This window comes from Streptomyces sp. GQ60 (assembly GCF_059758875.1).
Genome location: NZ_JCAXEG010000001.1, coordinates 1,034,352 through 1,053,915, shown reverse-complemented (window position 1 = coordinate 1,053,915; position 19,564 = coordinate 1,034,352). Strand labels below are relative to the sequence as shown.

At 70.3% G+C, this 19,564-nt stretch carries 18 protein-coding genes, 1 pseudogene and 2 riboswitches; of the genes and pseudogenes, 11 read left to right on the top strand and 8 right to left on the bottom strand.

Going from position 1 to position 19,564, the window contains the following annotated elements; all coding sequences use genetic code 11:
- Positions 1-4: 4 nt before the first annotated feature.
- The 7 genes from AC6CKD_RS04825 to AC6CKD_RS04795 all read right to left on the bottom strand — a co-directional run bounded on the left by AC6CKD_RS04825 (position 5) and on the right by AC6CKD_RS04795 (position 7,915).
- Positions 5-1,126, bottom strand: a complete 1,122-nt coding sequence (locus AC6CKD_RS04825) for an ABC transporter ATP-binding protein (RefSeq protein ID WP_498325306.1) — start codon at positions 1,124-1,126, stop codon at positions 5-7.
- Positions 1,123-2,121, bottom strand: coding sequence for an ABC transporter permease (locus tag AC6CKD_RS04820; RefSeq protein ID WP_498325305.1), 999 nt, complete (start codon positions 2,119-2,121; stop codon positions 1,123-1,125). Before AC6CKD_RS04820 ends, AC6CKD_RS04825 begins: the two co-directional genes overlap by 4 nt.
- 126 nt (positions 2,122-2,247) lie before the next feature.
- Complete coding sequence (locus AC6CKD_RS04815; RefSeq protein WP_498325304.1) at positions 2,248-4,026, bottom strand: ABC transporter substrate-binding protein; 1,779 nt, start codon at positions 4,024-4,026, stop codon at positions 2,248-2,250.
- A gap of 102 nt (positions 4,027-4,128) precedes the next feature.
- Positions 4,129-5,124, bottom strand: coding sequence for an ABC transporter permease (locus AC6CKD_RS04810; RefSeq protein WP_498325303.1), 996 nt, complete (start codon positions 5,122-5,124; stop codon positions 4,129-4,131).
- Positions 5,125-5,566: 442 nt separating this feature from the next.
- On the bottom strand, positions 5,567-6,307 hold the full coding sequence (locus AC6CKD_RS04805) for an enhanced serine sensitivity protein SseB C-terminal domain-containing protein (protein WP_498325302.1): 741 nt from the start codon (positions 6,305-6,307) through the stop codon (positions 5,567-5,569).
- 67 nt (positions 6,308-6,374) lie between these two features.
- Positions 6,375-7,085, bottom strand: a complete 711-nt coding sequence (locus AC6CKD_RS04800) for an enhanced serine sensitivity protein SseB (RefSeq protein ID WP_498325300.1) — start codon at positions 7,083-7,085, stop codon at positions 6,375-6,377.
- A 173-nt stretch (positions 7,086-7,258) separates the two neighbouring features.
- Complete coding sequence (locus AC6CKD_RS04795; protein WP_498325299.1) at positions 7,259-7,915, bottom strand: AAA family ATPase; 657 nt, start codon at positions 7,913-7,915, stop codon at positions 7,259-7,261.
- 196 nt (positions 7,916-8,111) lie between these two features.
- Positions 8,112-8,215: riboswitch (glycine riboswitch) on the top strand.
- A 182-nt stretch (positions 8,216-8,397) separates the two neighbouring features.
- Here AC6CKD_RS04795 and gcvT point away from each other — a divergent pair.
- From gcvT to AC6CKD_RS04755, 8 genes are all read left to right on the top strand, one after another.
- The gene (gcvT, locus tag AC6CKD_RS04790) at positions 8,398-9,513 is read left to right on the top strand and encodes a glycine cleavage system aminomethyltransferase GcvT (protein ID WP_498325297.1); all 1,116 of its coding nucleotides are present in this window, start codon (positions 8,398-8,400) and stop codon (positions 9,511-9,513) included.
- Positions 9,514-9,640: 127 nt separating this feature from the next.
- Positions 9,641-10,024 carry a glycine cleavage system protein GcvH gene (gene gcvH / locus AC6CKD_RS04785; RefSeq protein ID WP_498325295.1) on the top strand — a complete coding sequence of 128 codons (384 nt, stop codon included), beginning with the start codon at positions 9,641-9,643 and terminating at the stop codon, positions 10,022-10,024.
- Positions 10,025-10,039: 15 nt separating this feature from the next.
- Complete coding sequence (gene glyA / locus AC6CKD_RS04780) at positions 10,040-11,296, top strand: serine hydroxymethyltransferase (RefSeq protein ID WP_498325294.1); 1,257 nt, start codon at positions 10,040-10,042, stop codon at positions 11,294-11,296.
- A 170-nt stretch (positions 11,297-11,466) separates the two neighbouring features.
- Complete coding sequence (locus AC6CKD_RS04775) at positions 11,467-13,116, top strand: APC family permease (RefSeq protein ID WP_498325293.1); 1,650 nt, start codon at positions 11,467-11,469, stop codon at positions 13,114-13,116.
- Between the two features lie 156 nt (positions 13,117-13,272).
- Positions 13,273-14,655 (top strand): L-serine ammonia-lyase, encoded by a 1,383-nt coding sequence (locus AC6CKD_RS04770; protein ID WP_498325292.1) that lies wholly within the window; start codon positions 13,273-13,275, stop codon positions 14,653-14,655.
- Between the two features lie 290 nt (positions 14,656-14,945).
- On the top strand, positions 14,946-15,260 hold the full coding sequence (locus AC6CKD_RS04765; protein WP_498325291.1) for a hypothetical protein: 315 nt from the start codon (positions 14,946-14,948) through the stop codon (positions 15,258-15,260).
- Positions 15,261-15,477: 217 nt separating this feature from the next.
- Entirely contained in the window at positions 15,478-15,885 is a 408-nt protein-coding gene (locus AC6CKD_RS04760; protein ID WP_498325289.1) for an SsgA family sporulation/cell division regulator, read from the top strand.
- A gap of 79 nt (positions 15,886-15,964) precedes the next feature.
- Positions 15,965-16,480, top strand: coding sequence for an AMIN-like domain-containing (lipo)protein (locus tag AC6CKD_RS04755; protein WP_498325288.1), 516 nt, complete (start codon positions 15,965-15,967; stop codon positions 16,478-16,480).
- A gap of 21 nt (positions 16,481-16,501) precedes the next feature.
- On the opposite strand, the gene AC6CKD_RS04750 is transcribed toward AC6CKD_RS04755, so the two are convergent.
- Positions 16,502-17,227, bottom strand: coding sequence for a flavodoxin family protein (locus AC6CKD_RS04750; RefSeq protein WP_498325287.1), 726 nt, complete (start codon positions 17,225-17,227; stop codon positions 16,502-16,504).
- Positions 17,228-17,551: 324 nt separating this feature from the next.
- Positions 17,552-17,745, top strand: a riboswitch (cobalamin riboswitch).
- A 29-nt stretch (positions 17,746-17,774) separates the two neighbouring features.
- On the opposite strand from AC6CKD_RS04750, the pseudogene AC6CKD_RS04745 reads away from it, so the two are divergent.
- The 3 genes and pseudogenes from AC6CKD_RS04745 (at position 17,775) to cbiQ (ending at position 19,558) form a co-directional block, all read left to right on the top strand.
- Positions 17,775-18,472, top strand: a pseudogene (locus AC6CKD_RS04745) (energy-coupling factor ABC transporter permease).
- Positions 18,469-18,804, top strand: a complete 336-nt coding sequence (locus AC6CKD_RS04740; RefSeq protein WP_498325286.1) for an energy-coupling factor ABC transporter substrate-binding protein — start codon at positions 18,469-18,471, stop codon at positions 18,802-18,804. Before AC6CKD_RS04745 ends, AC6CKD_RS04740 begins: the two are co-directional and overlap by 4 nt.
- 4 nt (positions 18,805-18,808) lie before the next feature.
- Entirely contained in the window at positions 18,809-19,558 is a 750-nt protein-coding gene (gene cbiQ / locus AC6CKD_RS04735) for a cobalt ECF transporter T component CbiQ (RefSeq protein WP_498325285.1), read from the top strand.
- Positions 19,559-19,564: the final 6 nt, after the last annotated feature.

Sequence of the window (19,564 nt, the reverse complement as noted above, 5' to 3'; positions counted from 1 at the left end):
TCGGTCACAGCTTCGGCGCAATCTCTTCGGTCCAGATCCGGTCCCGCTGCTCCGGGGAGAGGTGACAGGCGGCCCAATGCCGGCCGGCGCCCTCCGCGGAGCGGTCGACCAGGGCCAGCTCGGGCCGTACGGTCCGCGTGACGTCGTCCTTGGGCAGGTCGGCGTACGGGCACCGGGGGTTGAAGGCGCAGCCGCTCGGGATGTTGATCAGGCTGGGCGGCGAGCCCTTGACCGGGATGAGGCGCTCGGTCTGCTCCCGGTCGATGCGCGGCATCGAGCCGAGCAGGCCCCAGGTGTACGGGTGCCGGGGCTCGTAGAACACCTTCTCCGCGCTGCCCCGCTCCACGCACCGGCCGCCGTACATCACGAGGAGGTCGTCGGCCATCTCGGCGACCACGCCCAGGTCGTGCGTGATCATGATGACCGCGGAGCCGAACTCCTTCTGCAGGTCCCGGATCAGGTCGAGGATCTGCGCCTGGACGGTGACGTCCAGGGCGGTGGTCGGCTCGTCCGCGATGAGCAGTTCGGGGTTGTTGACCAGCGCCATCGCGATCATCGCGCGCTGGCGCATGCCGCCGGAGAACTCGTGCGGGTAGCTGTCGACCCGCTTGTGCGGCTCGGGGATGCCCACGCGGTCCAGGAGGTCGACGGCCCGTTTGCGGGCGGCCTTCTTGTCGACCTTGTTGTGGACCCGGTAGGCCTCGGCGATCTGCTTGCCCACGGTGAAGTAGGGGTGCATCGCCGACAGCGGGTCCTGGAAGATCATCGCGATCTCCCGGCCGCGCAGCTTGCGGACCTCGTCTTCGGGGCTGGACAGCAGTTCCTTGCCGTCGAGCCAGATCTCCCCGGAGATGCGGGCCCGCTGGCGGCCGTACTGGCCGACCCGGTGCAGGCCCATGATGCCCAGCGAGGTCACCGATTTGCCGGAGCCGGACTCGCCGACGATGCCGAGGGTCTTGCCCTTCTCCAGCGTGAAGGAGAGTCCGTCCACGGACTTGACCAGGCCGTCTTCCGTCGGGAAGTGCACCTTGAGGTCGCGTACGTCGAGGAACGCGGTGCCGGGCGCGCCGGGGGCGACGGGCTCGTTCAGTGCGCCCGTCACGGCGGGCGTCGTCGAATCGGTCATGACAGCCTCACTCGGGGGTCGATCACCGCGTACAAGAGGTCGACGACGAGGTTGGCCGCGACGACGAAGAAGGCGGAGATCAAGGTGATGCCGAGAATGACCGGCAGGTCGTGCTCGCTGATGGCGCGGACGGCGCTGTAGCCGAGGCCGTGCAGCGAGAAGGTGTACTCGGTGAGGACCGCGCCGCCCATCAGCGCGCCCAGGTCGAGACCCAGGACGGTCAGGATCGGCGTCATGGTCGAGCGCATCGCGTGCTTGCCGATGACGACGGGTTCCGTCAGCCCCTTGGCGCGCGCGGTGCGGATGTAGTCCTCGTTGAGCACTTCGAGCATGGTCGCGCGGGTGAGCCGCGCGTACATCGCCGCGTAGAGGAAGGCGAGCGAGATCCACGGCAGGACCATGCCGTTGAACCAGGTGCCCGGGTCCTCGGCGAAGGTCTTCTCCGGCCGTCCGAACCAGCCGAGCTGGTCGGAGAAGAGGGCGATGGCGAGCATGCCGGTGAAGTAGATCGGGAGGGAGACGCCGGCGAGGGCGAGGCCCATCGCCGAACGGTCCAGCACCGTACCGCGCTTGAGGGCGGAGATGACGCCGGCGGCGACACCGCCGATCACCCAGAGCACGACGGCGCCGGCGGCGAGCGAGAGGGTGACGGGCAGCCAGTCGGTCAGCAGCGGCCACACCTCCTGCTCGCTCTTGAAGGAGTAGCCGAAGCAGGGCGCGGCGCAGTGCGTGACGTCGTTGCCGTTGGCATACGTGCGACCCGCCACCAGCCCGACGACGAACTTGCCGAACTGGACGAGGATCGGGTCGTCGAGACCCATCTTCTGCCGGATGCCCTCGATGGCGGCGGGGTCGGACTGCTTGCCGACGAAGTACAGGGCAGGGTCCGTCCCGACCAGCTTCGGGAAGAGGAAGAAGATTCCGAAGGTCACCAGCGAGATGACCAACAGCATGACGATGACGGCGAATATCCGCCGGATGAGATATGCAAGCACTGCGCTCGGCCTGGCTGCGGCCCGGGGGCGCCCTCTTATGGAGAGCGCCCCCAAGCCGCCACCGCGGCCATCACCTGCCCTTCGTGCCTAGCGGGTGTGGCACTGGAACTGAATCGGACGGTTTGTTTACTGGACGCCGAGCGAGGCGTAGTCGTACCGGCCGTTGTACGCGTCCGAGGTGTAGACGTTGGTCAGACGGCTGCTGCGCCACGAGATCGTCTTGTCGTAGACGAAGGGCAGGTAGACCGCGGCCTCGGAGACCTTCTGGTTCATCTGCTTGTAGATGTCGCCGGCCTTGTTCGGGTCGGTCTCCGCGATGGCCTGGTCGAACAGCGAGTTGATCGCCGGGTCGTTCAGCTCGGAGAAGTTGTTGTTGCCGCTCTGCAGGATGAAGCGACCGTCGACCAGCGGCTGGGAGAAGCCCTGACCGGTCGGGAAGTCGGCGCCCCAGCCCATGATGATGATGCCGTAGCCCTTCTCCTTGACCACCTTCGGCGAACCGATGATGCCGGAGGTCTGGGCGCCGTCGAACTGGTCGATCTCGGCCTCGATGCCGACCTGCTTCAGGGCGTTCTGCAGGGAGACGGCCGTGGCGACCTCGACCGGCTTGTTGTTGCGGACCGCGATGGTGGTCTTGAAGCCGGTCTCCTTGCCACAGGCCTTCAGCGCGGCCTTGGCCTTCTCGACGTTGGGCTTGCCGTCGTTCTTCAGGACCTCGTACGGGTCGTACTTGCCGTCAGCGCCCTTGATGCCCAGCGGGAGCATGTTGGGGGCGATGTCGCCACCGGCCTGCGGGCCGCCGCGGGCGGTCTGCAGGGACTTCTTGTCGGCCGCGTGGATGACGGCCTTGCGGCACTCGATGTTGTCGAACGGCGCGACGGTCTGCGGCATGACGGCGTACCGGATGAAGCCGGTCTGGCCGTTGTCCAGGTTGTCCTTGTGGTCCTTCAGCGCGGTGGCGCGGGCCGCCTGGCCGATGCCGGTCGCGTTGATGTCCAGGTCGAACTCGCCGTTCATCAGGCGCTTGTCCATGTCGTCCGCGTTCGCCATGAACGTGACCGAGATGGTGTCCGGCAGCGCCTTGCGGATCGTGTCCGACTCGGGCTTCCAGTTCGTGTTGCGCGAGAGCTTCATGCTCTTGTTGGGCTCGTACGAGTCGATCTTGTACGGGCCGTTGGAGAAGGGCTTGAGGCCGTACTTGGCCGCGGTGTCCTTCTCCTGCTTGACCGGGCTGGCGGCCGGCATGGCCAGCATCTGCTCGAAGTCGCCGTTGGGCGCGGGGAGCTTGAAGATGATGGTCTTCGCGTCCGGGGTCTCGATCGCCTTGAGGCCGAGCTTGTCCGGGGCGGTGTCCTTGTACGGGCCCGGGTACTCGAGCTTCGGGTCGAGGACCTGCTGCAGGTAGACCGGGCCGCCGGAGATGACGTCCTGGGCCCAGGTGCGCTCGATGCCGTACTTGATGTCCTGGGCGGTGACGGGGGTGCCGTCCTCCCAGGTCACGTTGTCCTTGAGGGTGTACTTGTAGGACTTGCCGCCGTCGCCGATCTCCGCGTTCGCGGTGGCCAGGTCGGGGACGAGCTCGGTGCTCTTGGAGCCCGGCTCCGCCTTGAAGCTGACGAGCTGGCGGGTGTAGTAGCGGGAGAAGTCCCACATGAAGCCGTAGTAACCGCGCTGCGGGTCCCACGAGTCGGCTTCCTGCGTGCCGACGAACTTCAGCTCGCCGCCCGTCTTGGTGGAAGCGTTGGCGACCTTGCCGATGGCGGCGTTGAAGCCGCCCGCCGCTGCCGGCTTCTCGTCCTTGGCCTTGCCGTCGTCGCCGCCACAGGCGGTCGCGGCCAGCATCGTCGCGAGCACGACGGCCGTGCCGGCGACGAGCCTGCGCTTGGACATGCGATGGGTAGTCACGATGCTCGCAACCCTCCGTTGTGATTCCGGTACGAAGCCGGGTTCCGGTGTGCCCTGCGGTTCTGACCTGCGGGTGCCCTGCGGGATGACCTGCGGGGACGGCTAGCGGGAACCCTTCGGGTCGAGGGCGTCGCGGACGCCGTCGCCGAAGAGGTTGAAGGCCAGCACGGTGATGAAGATCGCCATGCCGGGGAAGATCATGAAGAGCGGATCGTCCTCATAGGTCCGCACGGCCGTCGAGAGGGTCTCGCCCCAGGACGGAGTGGGCGGCTTGACGCCGACACCGAGGAAGCTGAGCGCGGCCTCGGTCAGCACGTTGGTGGGGATCATCAGCGTCGCGTAGACGGTGATCGGCGCCACCAGGTTCGGGAGCAGCTCGCGGAAGAGGATGTACAGCCGTCCCGCGCCCAGGCTCCGGGCCGCTTCGACGTACTCCCGCTCGCGCAGCGACAGGGTCTGTCCGCGGACGATGCGGCCGATGTAGGGCCAGCCGAAGAAGCCGATCACCAGGATCAGTACGGCGATCCGCAGGCCCGATCCCTCGAAGCCCCAGAGCTTGGCCGGGATGACCGAGACCAGCGCGATGATGAAGAGCAGCTGCGGGAAGGCGAGCAGCAGGTCCATGACCCGGCTGATGGCCGCGTCGATCCAGCCGCCGAAGTAGCCGGCGACGATGCCGAAGAAGGTGCCCAGCGAGACCGCCACGAAGGCGGACAGGAAGGCGACCAGCAGCGAGATGCGGGCGCCGTAGACGATGCGGCTGAACACGTCGCGGCCGTTGACCGGCTCGACGCCCAGCAGGAAGTCGCTGCTGATGCCGCCGTAGTCGCCCGCCGGCAAGCCCAGCAGCGGGTCCAGCAGGTCTTCGTGCAGCTCCTCCGGAGGGTGGCCGAACGCGCTGACGATCAGCGGCGCGAAGAGTGCGACGAGGATCAGCAGGAGCACGACGAATCCGCCGGCCAGCGCGACCTTGTCGCGCTTGAGCCGCATCCAGGCGATGCGGCCGGGCGAGCGGCCTTGGATGGCCTTGGCGGGGACGTCGGCTACGGACACGGGTGCGGGTGTCTCCGCGCTCATGTCGTGCAGTGGTGCCGTCATCGTGGTGGGGACCCCTCTCGGCCGACGGGTGGGCCGGCCCATGCCCGCCGCTGTGGCGGCGTTGGTGCGGAGTGGCGCTCGGAGTGCGAGTACGAATTTCCTGCGGCGGGAAAGCCTTTGGAGGACTGACCCGCTCTTGGGTGGGGAGTCTTCATCGGGCGCTCGATCAGCCGCCAGACCCGCAGGTGAATGGATGCGCAACCGTGATCTGAGGGTCTGGTTCCCGTTATCCGGACTTCACTGTCGTCTCAGCGGAGCAAGACATCCTGTTCGGTACGGAATCGGACATCGCACCCAACTCAGCCTACGAGCATGCCTATTGGGCGTACATCAGCGTTGAAATCAGGACAACGCAAAGGCCGCACGGAACGACTGTTCCGTGCGGCCTCGGGCGGCTTGGCCGCTATGTCTCAACGAGCGGGACGTCTCGAGGGCGGACGCCTCAGTAGGCGGGCGCCTGCCCCTCGCGGTCGTAGAACGGGCGGGTCTGCGCCCGCAGCCACATCGCCACCGGATCGTGTTCGTCCGCGAGCGCGACCGTGCACACGGGCACCCCCTCGGGGACCGCGCCGACCGACTGGCGCATCATCTCCCGTACGGATTCCAGCGCGTGCGCGGAGGCGTCGTACAGGTCGAGCCCGACGGCGAGGTACGGGGACCCCAGCGCGGGCTGCACCCAGGCGCGGCGCAGCGAGCGGACGGCGGGGGTGCGGTGCGCGTGCTGCGTGAGCAGCCCGTAGAACTGCGGCAGCTCGATGGCGGGCTCGGACAGCCGCAGCGGGCCGGCCGGCATCCGGTCCAGCCCGGTGGCGATCCGGCGCAGGTCGGCCCAGGGGATGCCGACGCCGCCGCCCTGGGCGTGCGGGTTGAGCCACAGCCCCCAGCGGTCGGGGTACAGGGCGCGGGCGATGTCCCGGCCGGTGACGACCTCGTACCCGCGGTTCCAGCCGCTGGCGGCCAGTTCCTGCGGGGAGGTCACGCAGGGCGCGTACCCGAGGCCCTCGACCTCCATGCCGCCGTACTGGGCCTCGGGGGAGCCGGGCTGCCCCTGCCACAGGAGCATCCACAGCCGCCCCTCGGCCAGGGCGTGCAGGAGGGCCTCGTAGCTCTCGTAGCGCCCGGGAGTCACCTGGCGCAGCATGTGCTCGACCTGCCCGACCGCGGCCGTGCCTGACGCACTCACCCGGTACCCCTCTTCGTCTGTTCGTCCGCCCGTCGTCCACGCGTGTCGGCCACCAGCTTAAGCGTCACTACGGCAGGTAGAAGGGGCGTACGCGCGTGGTGATGAAGTCCACGACCGGGTCTTCCGCGGCGTCGAGCAGGATCAACTGCACCGGCCAGGGCGCTGGTACGCGGGTCAGGGCGCGGCCCAGGGCCTCCATCGGGGCGTTTCGCATGTCGGGCTCCCATCCCACCAGGTGGACTCCGATGTAGAGCTCCGGCTCGCCGCCCTCCACGCTGGCGAGGCAGCGGTGCGCGGACGCGACGACTCCGGTGGCCCGGAACTCCTCCGCGGCGGCGGTCAGGAACTCGACCGGGTCCTCCTGCCAGTCGGGCTCGAAGAGCCGGACCCGGCCGCCGGTGGCGGGGCCGTCGAGCGGACCGCGGCCAATCCGGCAGAGCTCCGCGACGGCCGGCGGGGGCAGGGGCACGCCGACGGAGCCCTCGGGGTTGACCGCGAGGCCCAGCTGCGGCGGCAGGCCCCGGGCGAAGTCCACGGCGGGAGCGACGGCGAAGTCCATGGCGGGTCCGGCGCAGGCGCGGAACTGCTCCTCGGAGCTGTAGACGGGCACGTACGCGGCGCCGTCGATCTCCATGGTGGGCAGGCTCAGGCTGTTCACGCCGCCGGGCAGCGGGATCCACAGGTGGCTCCGCCCGAGGACCTCGAGGATCCGCCCCCCGGCGTCCGCCTGTCCGAGCGCCGCCCCGAGCACCTGCTCCAGCTCGTTACCCGGCCACATGTACGTCTCCGCTCGCTTGCCCTTGGTCTCGCCCAGAGATTAACGGGCGCCCGCGACGCCCCGACCGGGGGCCGCCCGCGCCGGGTCCACCTCCGTCGGTCCGCCCGCGCCGGGTCCGCCTCCGCCGGGTCAGCCACCCCGGCCGCCGGGTCCGCCTCCGCGGGCCGCCGCCGCTAGCGGAAGCCGATCGACGTCAGCCGGGACGCCGCCGGGCGGTCCAGGAGGGTCACGGAGGCGCAGCCGGCCGGCGGGCGGCCCGCCTCGGCCTCGCGCAGCAGCCGGGCCACCGCGCCCCGGTGCCGGGCGAAGGCGTACGCCGACACGCCCCGGCCCCGCGCCGCCTGCCCGGCCCGCGCCTCCTCGGGGGTGGTGTCCAGCAGCACCAGGTGCAGCGCGCGGCCGCGCCGCCGGGCGGCCGAGGCCAGCAGCGACCGTACCCAGCTCTGCGTACCGCAGTCGTGGACGACGGCCGGGGCCCCGGAGCGGAGCACCCGCCACAGGCCCCAGTAGTGCGCGATGCGGACCGCGGGGCGGTACACCGCGTAGGGCAGGGCGGCCGGCATCCGGCGCTCCCACCGCTCGCGGGCGTCCTGGGAGTCGATGCCGCCGCCCTCCGCGGCCCGCTTGATCAGGGTGCTCTTGCCGCCGCCGGGCAGTCCGGAGACCACCACCACGTCCCCGTCGGCGAAGCGGAGCCGCCGCGGGCCCTCGACCCCGCGCAGGTCCCGTACGGCTCCGGGCTCCCCGCCCGCCGCCGGATCCCGGACGACGCCGCGCTGCGACGGCACGCCGGCCATCGCGCCCCCGACGGTGCCGGTGCCGGTGCTCATCGCCGCCAGTACTCCGAATCTCCGCACTGTGATCGCCTCCCCCGCGACGGGTCGCCTGGACCCGGTCCCCCTGAGTGTAAAGAGACGGTAATCCGGGGTGCCCGGTTCCGCTCCGCTTGCGGACCCCCTCCCCCATTCGGCCGCGCCTCGTGCAATGATGTGCGCCATCTGGACACCTAACTGCATACCGGCCGCTTGAATCCGCGCGGGAGAGTCCCGGCACGCCGCGAGGCGGTGCCCGGGCGCCGAAGGAGCAAGTACCTCCCTTGAATCTCTCAGGCCCCGTACCGCGTGGATGAGGCAGATCTGAAAAGCGAGCCGCGCCAGCGCCCGTAAGGGCTCGGGCGACGGCTCCACCCAAGGTGCAAGTCGACGACCTTCCCCTGGTAGGGGAACTCTCGGCGAACCTCTCAGGTTCCGATGACAGATGGGGAGGAACTCCTCCTCGTCATGTCATGCCCTGGGACCCGGGAGCCACACCCATGAGCACTGCCCCCCGCCTGACCGCCCTCGATGCGCTGCACCGTTCCCTCGGTGCGACCATGACCGACTTCGCGGGCTGGGACATGCCCCTGCGGTACGCCAGCGAGCGCGACGAGCACAACGCCGTCCGCACCAAGGCCGGCCTGTTCGACCTGTCCCACATGGGCGAGATCACCCTGACCGGCCCCGAGGCCGTCAAGGTCCTGGACTACGCCCTGGTCGGCAACATCTCCACCGTCGGCGTCGGCCGCGCCCGATACACGCACATCTGCCAGGAAGACGGCGGGATCCTCGACGACCTGATCGTCTACCGCCTCGGCGAGACCGAGTTCATGGTCGTCGCGAACGCCTCCAACGCCCAGGTCGTCCTGGACGCGATCACCGAGCGCGCCGCCGGCTTCGACGCCGAGGTCCGCGACGACCGCGACGCGTACGCGCTGCTCGCCGTGCAGGGTCCGGAGTCCCCGGGCATCCTCGCCTCCCTCACCGACGCCGACCTGGACGGGCTGAAGTACTACGCCGGCCTGCCCGGCACGGTCGCCGGGGTGCCCGCGCTGATCGCGCGTACCGGCTACACCGGCGAGGACGGCTTCGAGCTGTTCGTCTCCCCCGAGCACGCCGTGGAGCTGTGGCAGGCGCTGACCAAGGCGGGCGAGGGCGTCGGCCTGGTCCCGGCCGGCCTGTCCTGCCGCGACACCCTGCGCCTGGAAGCGGGCATGCCGCTGTACGGGCACGAGCTGACCACCTCCCTCACCCCGTTCGACGCGGGGCTGGGCCGGGTCGTGAAGTTCGAGAAGGAGGGCGACTTCGTCGGCCGCGCCGCCCTGGAGGCCGCCGCCGAGCGCGCCGCCTCCAACCCGCCGCGCAAGCTGGTCGGCCTGATCGCCGAGGGCCGCCGCGTTCCGCGCGCCGGCTTCTCCGTGACCTTCGACGGCCAGGTCGTCGGCGAGGTCACCTCGGGCGCCCCGTCCCCGACGCTCGGCAAGCCGATCGCGATGGCCTATGTCGACGCGGCGCACGCCGCGCCCGGCACCTCCGGCGTCGGCGTGGACATTCGCGGTACGCATGAGGCGTACGAGGTCGTGGCCCTGCCGTTCTACAAGCGGCAGAAGTAACTCTCACCGCTGTTCCCGGGGAGCCCCGGCCGCCCGGGTCTCCCGTACGGCCGCTCCCCCGCGCCCCGTCTCGGTACGCAAGACACACCGTTCGTATCCACTCCCCCGCATCCAGGAGAATCAGGTCATGAGCAACCCCCAGCAGAAGCTGCGTTACACCAAGGAGCACGAGTGGCTGTCGGACGCCGAGGACGGCGTCGCGACGGTCGGCATCACGGAGTTCGCGGCCAACGCGCTCGGTGACGTCGTCTACGCCCAGCTTCCCGAGGTCGGCGACACCGTGACCGAGGGTGAGACCTGTGGCGAGCTGGAGTCGACCAAGTCGGTCAGCGACCTGTACTCCCCCGTCTCCGGTGAGATCGTCGAGTTCAACCAGGACGTCGTCGACGACCCGGCGCTGGTGAACTCCGCCCCCTTCGAGGGCGGCTGGCTGTTCAAGGTGCGCATCTCCGAGGAGCCCAAGGACGTGCTCTCCTTCGGCGAGTACACCGCTCTCACCTCCGGCAACTGACCCCAGGGGATCCTGATGTCCGTACTGAACACCCCCCTCCACGAGCTCGACCCCGACGTCGCCGCCGCCGTCGACGCCGAACTCGTGCGCCAGCAGTCCACCCTGGAAATGATCGCGTCGGAGAACTTCGCTCCGGTCGCCGTCATGGAGGCCCAGGGCTCGGTCCTGACCAACAAGTACGCCGAGGGCTACCCCGGCCGCCGCTACTACGGCGGCTGCGAGCACGTCGACGTGGTCGAGCAGATCGCGATCGACCGCATCAAGGCGCTCTTCGGCGCCGAGCACGCGAACGTCCAGCCGCACTCGGGTGCGCAGGCGAACGCGGCCGCGATGTTCGCGCTGCTGAAGCCGGGCGACACGATCATGGGCCTGAACCTGGCCCACGGCGGTCACCTGACCCACGGCATGAAGATCAACTTCTCCGGCAAGCTCTACAACGTGGTCCCGTACCACGTCGACGAGACCGGCGAGGTCGACATGGCCGAGGTCGAGCGCCTCGCCAAGGAGTCCAAGCCGCAGCTGATCGTCGCGGGCTGGTCCGCCTACCCGCGCCAGCTGGACTTCGCCGCCTTCCGCCGCATCGCGGACGAGGTCGGCGCGTACCTGATGGTCGACATGGCGCACTTCGCCGGCCTGGTCGCCGCGGGTCTGCACCCGAACCCGGTGCCGCACGCCCACGTCGTGACCACCACCACGCACAAGACCCTCGGCGGTCCGCGCGGCGGTGTCATCCTGTCGACGCAGGAGCTGGCCAAGAAGATCAACTCCGCGGTCTTCCCGGGTCAGCAGGGCGGCCCGCTGGAGCACGTGATCGCGGCCAAGGCCGTCTCCTTCCTGGTCGCGGCCTCGCCCGCGTTCAAGGAGCGTCAGGAGCGCACCCTGGAGGGTGCGAAGATCCTCGCCGCCCGCCTGGTCCAGGACGACGTCAAGGCCGTGGGCGTGGACGTCCTCACCGGCGGCACCGACGTGCACCTGGTCCTGGTCGACCTGCGCAACTCCGAGCTGGACGGCCAGCAGGCCGAGGACCGCCTCCACGAGGTCGGCATCACGGTCAACCGCAACGCCATCCCGAACGACCCGCGGCCGCCGATGGTCACCTCGGGTCTGCGGATCGGCACGCCGGCGCTGGCCACCCGCGGTTTCGACGCCGAGGCCTTCACCGAGGTCGCCGAGATCATCGCGCAGGCGCTGAAGCCCGCCTACGACGCCGAGGACCTGAAGGCGCGCGTCTCGGCGCTCGCCGCGAAGTTCCCGCTGTACCCGACGCTCTAGGCACCGGCTTGGGAGGGCCCGGCCTTGTTGTGCACAGGGCCGGGCCCCTTTCATGACCAAAGCCCCAGGCGGATGCGACCTATTGCCGCTGATTCTTCCAATAAATGGCAAATAGGCTCCGAATAAGGAACGGAACGACCGCACCCCTGGCAGGACGGACAGCACACCCCATGGACATGAGCGCAGCGAACAAGAAGGGACTCAGTCTCTTCGCCCTGATCATGATCGGGCTCGGCTCGATCTTCGGATCGGGATGGCTCTTCGGGGCGGGCCAGGCGGCCGCGGTCGCGGGGCCCGCGGCGATCATCGCCTGGGTCATCGGTGCCGTCTTCATCGGCATGATCGCCATGTCCTACGCGGAGGTGGGCGCCGCCTACCCGCTGCCCGGCTCGATGGCCCGCTTCGGCACCATCTCGCACGGGCCGGTGCTGGGCTTCATCACCGGCTGGGCGGTCTGGATCGCCATCGCCGCACTGATCCCGATCGAGTCCATCGCCGGTACGCAGTACATGTCCTCCTGGAACTTCGGCTGGGCCAAGGGCCTGGTCGAGAACGGCGGCCTGACGACCTCCGGCATGGCGATGGCACTGTTCCTGACCGTGGCGCTGTGGCTGGCCTGCTACTGGTCGGTCGCGCTGCTCGCCAAGGCGAACAACCTCCTCACCCTGGTCAAGTTCGCCATCCCGGTGCTCGCCGTGATCGCCCTGATCGCCTCCGGCTTCCACACCGGCAACTTCACCGACCACGGCGGCTTCGCGCCCAACGGCTGGTCCGCGGTGATGACCGCCGTCACCACCTCCGGGGTGGTCTTCGCCTTCAACGGCTTCCAGGCCGTCGTCAACCTCGGCGGCGCCGCCAAGAACCCGGGCCGCGCCATTCCGCTGGCCCTGGTCGGCGCGCTCTCCCTCGGCCTGGTGATCTACCTGGCCCTGCAGATCGCCTTCATCGGCGGTGTGCCGCCGGAGAAGCTGGCCGAGGCCGGCGGCTGGAGCGGCGTCAACTTCTCCTCGCCGTTCGCCGACCTCGCCAAGATGCTGATGCTGCACTGGGTCGTCACGATGCTCCAGTTCGGCGCCTTCATCTCCCCGTCCGGAGCCAACATCGGCAACGTCGCCTCGGCCTCGTACATGGCGCAGAACCTCGCGGACACCGGCTTCTTCCCGAAGAAGATCCGCGAGGTCCACCCGAAGTACGGCACCGCGCGTCCCGCGATGTGGCTGAACCTCGGCTTCTCGGTCCTGCTGCTGGTCACCGTCGGCCACAGCTGGGAGGCCCTGGCCAGCGTGGTCTCCGCCGCGATGGTGGTCTCGTACCTCATCGGCCCGATCGCGGTCGGCGTCTTCCGCACGACCAAGCCCGAGCTGCCGCGCCCGTTCCGACTGCCGGCGGCCGGGATCCTCTGCCCGATCACCTTCGCCTTCGCCGCCTGCGCCCTGTACTGGTCCAAGTGGCCGGACACCGGCAAGGTGGTGCTGCTCACCCTGGTCGCCGCCCCGATCGCGGCCGTCGTGCTCAAGCGCAAGGGCGAGAAGGACCTGGCCAGGCAGTTCGCCCCGGCCTGGTGGATGATCGCCTTCCTGCTGTGGCTGGGCACGCTGTCCGCGCTCGGCAGCACCGAGTTCGGCGGCTACGGGTTCATCCCGGGCGGCGTGGACATCGCCCTCGTGGGCCTCTCGGCCCTGGGCTTCTACTTCTGGGCCGTACGGTCCGGGGTCAAGGCCCACCGCGCGGGCCTGCCGGGCCCCGACCCGGTCCTGGACGCCCCCGCCGAGGCGGCCGACGCGGCCGGCACACGGGAGCGCGAACTGACCCACGCCTGAGCGCCCCCTTCCCGACCCGTCCGGCGGCCGAGCCGTTCACCTCACCGCGTTAAGCTCGGCTGCCGGACAAAATCCGCAGATCACCCCGATCATCACCCCGATCAACCCCTCCTGCCCACGCTTCCCACCCACGAGCAGACATAGGAGTCCGCAACCGTGGCCATCTCCGTCTTCGATCTCTTCTCGATCGGCATCGGTCCCTCTTCCTCCCACACCGTCGGACCGATGCGCGCCGCGCGCATGTTCGTGACCAGGCTCAAGAAGGACGGCGTCCTCGCCCAGACCGCCTCGGTCCGCGCCGAGCTCTTCGGCTCGCTCGGTGCCACCGGGCACGGCCACGGCACCCCCAAGGCGGTCCTGCTGGGCCTGGAGGGCCACTCCCCCCGCACCGTGAACGTGGAGACCGCCGACGCCGAGGTCGAGCGCATCCGCCAGACGGGCCGCCTGCGCCTGCTGGGCACGGAGATAGGCGATGGCCACGAGATCGCCTTCGACGAGCCGAACCAGCTGATCCTGCACCGCCGGCGCTCGCTCCCGTACCACGCGAACGGCATGACGCTCTTCGCGTACGACGAGGCGGGCACCCCGCTGCTGGAGAAGACCTACTACTCGGTCGGCGGCGGCTTCGTCGTGGACGAGGACGCGGTCGGCGAGGACCGGATCAAGCTCGACGACACCCCGCTGAAGTACCCCTTCCGCAGCGGCGACGAGATGCTCCGCCTCGCGAACGAGACCGGCCTGTCGATCTCCTCGATGATGCTGGAGAACGAGAAGGCCTGGCGCACCGAGGACGAGATCCGCGAGGGCCTGCTGGAGATCTGGCGCGTCATGCAGTCCTGCGTCTCGCGCGGCATGTCCCGCGAGGGCATCCTCCCCGGCGGCCTGCGGGTCAAGCGCCGGGCCGCCTCCACGGCGCGCCAGCTGCGCACCGAGGGCGACCCGATGATGCACCGCAGCGAGTGGGCGACCATCTACGCGATGGCGGTCAACGAGGAGAACGCGGCCGGCGGCCGCGTCGTCACCGCGCCCACCAACGGCGCGGCCGGGGTGCTGCCCGCCGTCCTGCACTACTACATGAACTTCGTGCCGGGTGCCGACGAGGACGGCGTGGTCCGCTTCCTCCTCGCCGCGGGCGCGATCGGCATGCTCTTCAAGGAGAACGCCTCCATCTCCGGCGCCGAGGTCGGCTGCCAGGGCGAGGTCGGCTCGGCCTGCTCGATGGCGGCCGGCGCGCTGGCCGAGGTCCTGGGCGGCACCCCGGAGCAGGTCGAGAACGCGGCCGAGATCGGCATGGAGCACAACCTCGGCCTGACCTGCGACCCGGTCGGCGGGCTCGTCCAGATCCCGTGCATCGAGCGCAACGGCATGGCGGCGGTCAAGGCCGTCACCGCGGCCAAGATGGCGATGCGCGGCGACGGCACCCACAAGGTCTCCCTCGACAAGGTCATCAAGACCATGAAGGAGACGGGCGCCGACATGAAGGTCAAGTACAAGGAGACCGCCCGCGGCGGCCTGGCGGTCAACGTCATCGAGTGCTGACCCCCGCCCTCTGAACCGTCCGACCGATTCGGGCCCCGGCGCATTGCGCCGGGGCCCTTGTCGTTCCCGCGTCGGGCAGGTGGGTTACGCCAGTAACTTCGTTCGGGATTGGGGGGTATATGAGGTTTGGCGGGAAGTTGATCACGCTTGAGGGGGAACAAGGCGGTCTGAGCTGGTTTCTTGATGATCACCTGCGCCAAGGTGGGGGCACGACGTCACGTCCACACCCCCGGCGGTTCGGCCAACCGTCGTGGACCACAGCCGTTTTGCTCAACTGGAGGACTTGAATCATGGCAAGCACCCGCAGCATCCGCGTGATGGCGGCCGTCGCATCGCTCCCCTTCGCCTTCGCGCTCCTGTCGGGCGTCGCCCAGGCCGACAACGGGGCCGGTGCGGCCGGGACCGCGTCGAACGCGGCCCTCGCCGGCATCCTCGGCAGCGGGGTCGGCGGCAGCAACCTCGGGAACTCCTCCACCGCCCAGCAGGTCGCCTCGGGCTTCGGCGCCTCCAACCAGAACAACGGCGCCCAGGCCAACGGCTCGGGCTTCACCGCGATCGGCCAGTCCAACGCGCACGAGTCCTTCATCTACAACCCCCTGCCGTAGTTCCGGCCGGGGCCCCCGCCCCGGTCGCGCACGTCCGCCGAGCCCCGCCCTCCCCCCCGGAGGGCGGGGCTCGGCGCGTCGGGCGAAGTCGGGCCGAGCGGCCCGGTCGGACGGGACCTTTGGCGGCGGGAAAGCGGCCCGCGGGTGGGCTAGCTTGCCCGAGGGGGCATGCCGCGCGTGCGCGGCCGAGCCCCCACCCCGAGAGAGAGGCGCCCGCATGGCCGGCACCGAACACCGCGTCCTCGCACTCCGTCTGGAGACCGCGCCCGCGCCCGTCCCGGTGCGGGGCGTCTTCGTGTACCGCACCGCGCGGCCCTACGAGATCTCCCTCGACTTCGAGGGGGCCGGGATGCACCTCGCGCACTGGGTCTTCTCCCGGGAGCTGCTGCTCGACGGCCAGATCTGCGCCACCGGCGAGGGCGACATACAGGTGTGGCCGCGCTGGAGGGGGACCGAGCCGCGGATCTTCCTCGCCTTCAGCAACGGCGAGCAGTCGTGCGTGGTGTCCGCCCGGGCCAAGGACGTACGGGAGCTGTGCCGCCGGTTGACCGAGCTGGTGCCGCGCGGCCAGGAACACCGGCACTACGACCTCGACGCCGAACTGAGCGCCCTCCTGCCCAGCTGAACCCGGTGCAACCACGGCCGTACCGGACGCGTCTCCACGGATGACACCGTTCCCCGTCTCTCGGAATCGAGGGGACGCCATGATCCGTCCACGCCGCCGGCAGGCCATCGCACTGGGGTTGGGCGCACTGCTCACCGCCATGCTCGCCTTCGCCGCACCGGCCTCCGCCGCACCAACGACCGCCACCGCCGTCCCGCCCACTCCGCTCGTCGTCAATGCCCGCTGGGGCGGGCACTGCACGTACGACCGCGTGGTCATCGACCTGCAGGGATACGTACCCGAGGTCACCGTCACCCCCGTCCCGTCCCTGGTCTACGACGGGTCCGGCAAGCCCGTCCCGCTGGCCGGGCGGTACTTCCTGGAGATCCGCCTGAACCCCGCCGCCGGACACGACGACGCGGGCAACAACGTCTACCTCGGGCCCAAGCTCCTCAAGATCTACCTGCCCAAGCTGAAGGGCCTCGCCCTGACCGGCGACTACGAGGGGTACGTCACCTTCGGCGCCGCCTTCGACACCAAGCCCGCCTACACCTCGTTCGCGCTGCACTCCCCGGAGCGCTTCGTCCTGGACATCGCGCACCCGAACGTCTGCTGAGCACCCCGGCGGGACCGGGGCCTACCGGTGCTCGGGGTTCGGGAAGTCGAAGCGGCAGCCCGCGTCCCACAGGGAGCGCTGGTTGCCGTGCGCCGGCATCCCGCCGGACCGCTTGAGCAGGGCCGCCAGGTGCATGAGGTTCCAGCTCATGAAGGCCGTGTTCCGGTTGGTGAAATCGTTCTCGGGTCCGCCGGATCCGGGGTCCAGGTACGACGGCCCCGGTCCGGCTTCGCCGATCCATCCGGCGTCGGCCTGCGGGGGGATCGCGTAGCCGAGGTGCTGGAGGCTGTAGAGGACGTTCATGGCGCAGTGCTTGACGCCGTCCTCGTTGCCGGTGATCAGCGCCCCGCCCACGCGCCCGTAATAGGCGTACTGGCCCCGCTCGTTCAGGATCGAGGAGCAGGCGTAGAGCCGCTCGACGACCTGCTTCATCACCGAGCTGTTGTCCCCGAGCCAGATCGGGCCGCACAGCACGAGGATGTCGGCGTCCATGATCTGGCTGTAGAGCACCGGCCACTGATCGCTCTCCCAGCCGTGGTCGGTCATATCGGGCCAGACACCGGTGGCGATGTCGTGGTCGACGGCCCGGATGAGCGAGGTCCGGACCCCGGCGGCCTCCATCACCGCGCGGCTCTTGTCGATCAGGCCCTCGGTGTTGCTGGGCTCGGGCGATCGCTTGAGCGTGCAGTTGACGTACACGGCGGTGAGGTCGGAGTAATCGAAGGCGTGCGCGGTGTCGGTAGCCACGCGCCCAGCCTCGCCGGGGCCCGGTGGGACCGCCACCGGGCCGCGCCCGTCCGGGCTCCCGATCGGCCGTCCGGGCGAGCGGGCCCGCCGCCGGCCTCCGCGTCCGGCCTCCGCGTCCGGATCGCACCGGTGAGACAGCACGGCCGGAACAGCGCGGCGGCGCGGGGCAGCTGCTCCCCGCGGTCACGGAGGCGCGGAACTCCCCTCTCGGTCGGGGTCATTGAGGCTGATCGCAGCGTCACGGACACAGGGAGTGACGCCCAAGCGGAATCCGGTCGACGTGCGGCGCGATCGGGGCGGGTTGTTACCGGTCCGCGCGGCCGACTAGGGTCAGCGGGCCTTGGTGTTCGGGAAACCGGTGGGAAACCGGTGCGGCCCTCGCCACTGTGATCGGGAAGTCCGGCTCCACTCCTGCGGGAAAGCCACTGGGCTGCGCGGGAGGTTCCGCGCTGCCCGGGAAGGCGGAGCATGGACGTCAACCCGTGAGCCAGGAGACCGGCCGGGGCGCGTTGTCCATCCACGAGGTGCTGGAGAGGTCTCCCTACCCATGCATATAGCCGAGGGGTTCCTGCCCCCTTTGCACGCGGTCGCCTGGGGCGCCGCGTCCGCCCCCTTCGTCGTCCACGGCGTCCGCTCGCTCACCCGCGAAGTGAAGGCCAACCCCGAGAGCACGCTGCTGCTCGGTGCGGCCGGAGCCTTCACCTTCGTCCTGTCCGCCCTGAAGATTCCGTCGGTGACGGGCAGTTGCTCACACCCCACGGGCACCGGGCTCGGGGCGATCCTGTTCCGGCCGCCGATCATGGCGGTGCTCGGCACGATCACCCTGCTGTTCCAGGCCCTGCTGCTGGCCCACGGCGGGCTCACCACCCTCGGCGCCAACGTCTTCTCGATGGCCGTCGCCGGCCCGTGGGCGGGCTACGCCGTCTACCGCCTGCTGCGGAAGTTCGAACTCCCGCTGATGGTGACCGTGTTCTTCGGCGCCTTCTTCGCCGACCTGGTCACCTACTGCTCACCAGCCTGCAGCTCGCCATGGCCTTCCCGGACCCGGCCTCCGGATTCGCGGGCGCGCTCGCGAAGTTCGGGGGGATCTTCGCGGTCACCCAGATACCGCTGGCCGTGAGCGAGGGGCTGCTGACCGTCCTGGTGATGCGGCTGCTGATGGCGTCGAGCAAGTCGGACCTGATCCGGCTGGGCGTCGCGAAGCTGACCCCCGGCCGTACCGAAGAGAAGGCGGCGGCCCGATGAGCGGGATGTCCAAGAGCGCGAAGATCAACACCCTGCTGCTGCTCCTGGTCGCGGCGCTGGCCGTCCTGCCGATCGCCCTGGGGCTGGGCGAGGGCAAGGAGGAGCCCTTCACCGGCGCCGACGCGCAGGCGGAAGCGGCGATCACCGAGCTGAAGCCGGATTACGAGCCCTGGTTCTCCCCCCTCTACGAACCCCCCTCAGCCGAGATCGAGTCCGCACTGTTCGCCTTGCAGGCGGCCCTGGGCGCGGGCGTGCTCGCGTACTACTTCGGCGTCCGCAAGGGCCGCCGCCAGGGGGCGGCCGCCGCTGCCGCCGCCGCCCCGGAGGCGTAGGCGGGTGCTGCCGATCGACGTGGCCGCGCACAGCAGTCGCTGGCGCGGCCGGCACCCGCTGGAGAAGGCCCTGCTCGGGATCGGGCTGACGGTCACCGCCGTGTGCCTGCCGCCCTGGCCGGGCGGGCCGCTGGTGGCCGCCGCCACCCTCGCCGTACTGCTCGGTCCGGCGGGGGTGGCCGGCCGGCAGCTCTGGCGGGCCTTCCGGATCCCGCTCGGCTTCTGCTTCACGGGGGCGGTGCCGCTGCTGTTCGCGGTCGGCGGCCCGGCCGGGCCGGTGTCCCTGGCCCCCGACGGCCCCCGGCTCGCCGCCGAACTGCTGCTGCGCACCTCGGCGGCCTCGCTCGGACTGCTGCTGTTCGCCTTCACCACCCCGGTCTCCGACGTGCTGCCCCGGCTGGTGCGGGCCGGGGTGCCGGCCCCGGTGGTGGACGTGGCCCTGGTCATGTACCGGATCGGCTTCCTGCTGCTCGACTCCATGGCCCAGGTCCGCCGGGCCCAGGCGGCCCGGCTCGGGCACACCGGCCGGGCGGCGGTGTGGCGTTCCCTGGCCGGGCTCGCCGCCACCTCCTTCGTACGGGCCTTCGACCGCGCGGCCAAGCTCCAGGCGGGGCTGGCCGGACGCGGCTACGACGGGGCGCTGCGGGTCCTCGTACCGGAGGCGGCCCTGTCGTGGCGCTTCCTGACGGCCACCGCCGGGCTGCTGGCGGCCCTGATCACCCTGACCCTCACCCTGAAGGGGCTCTCCTCGTGAACCCGT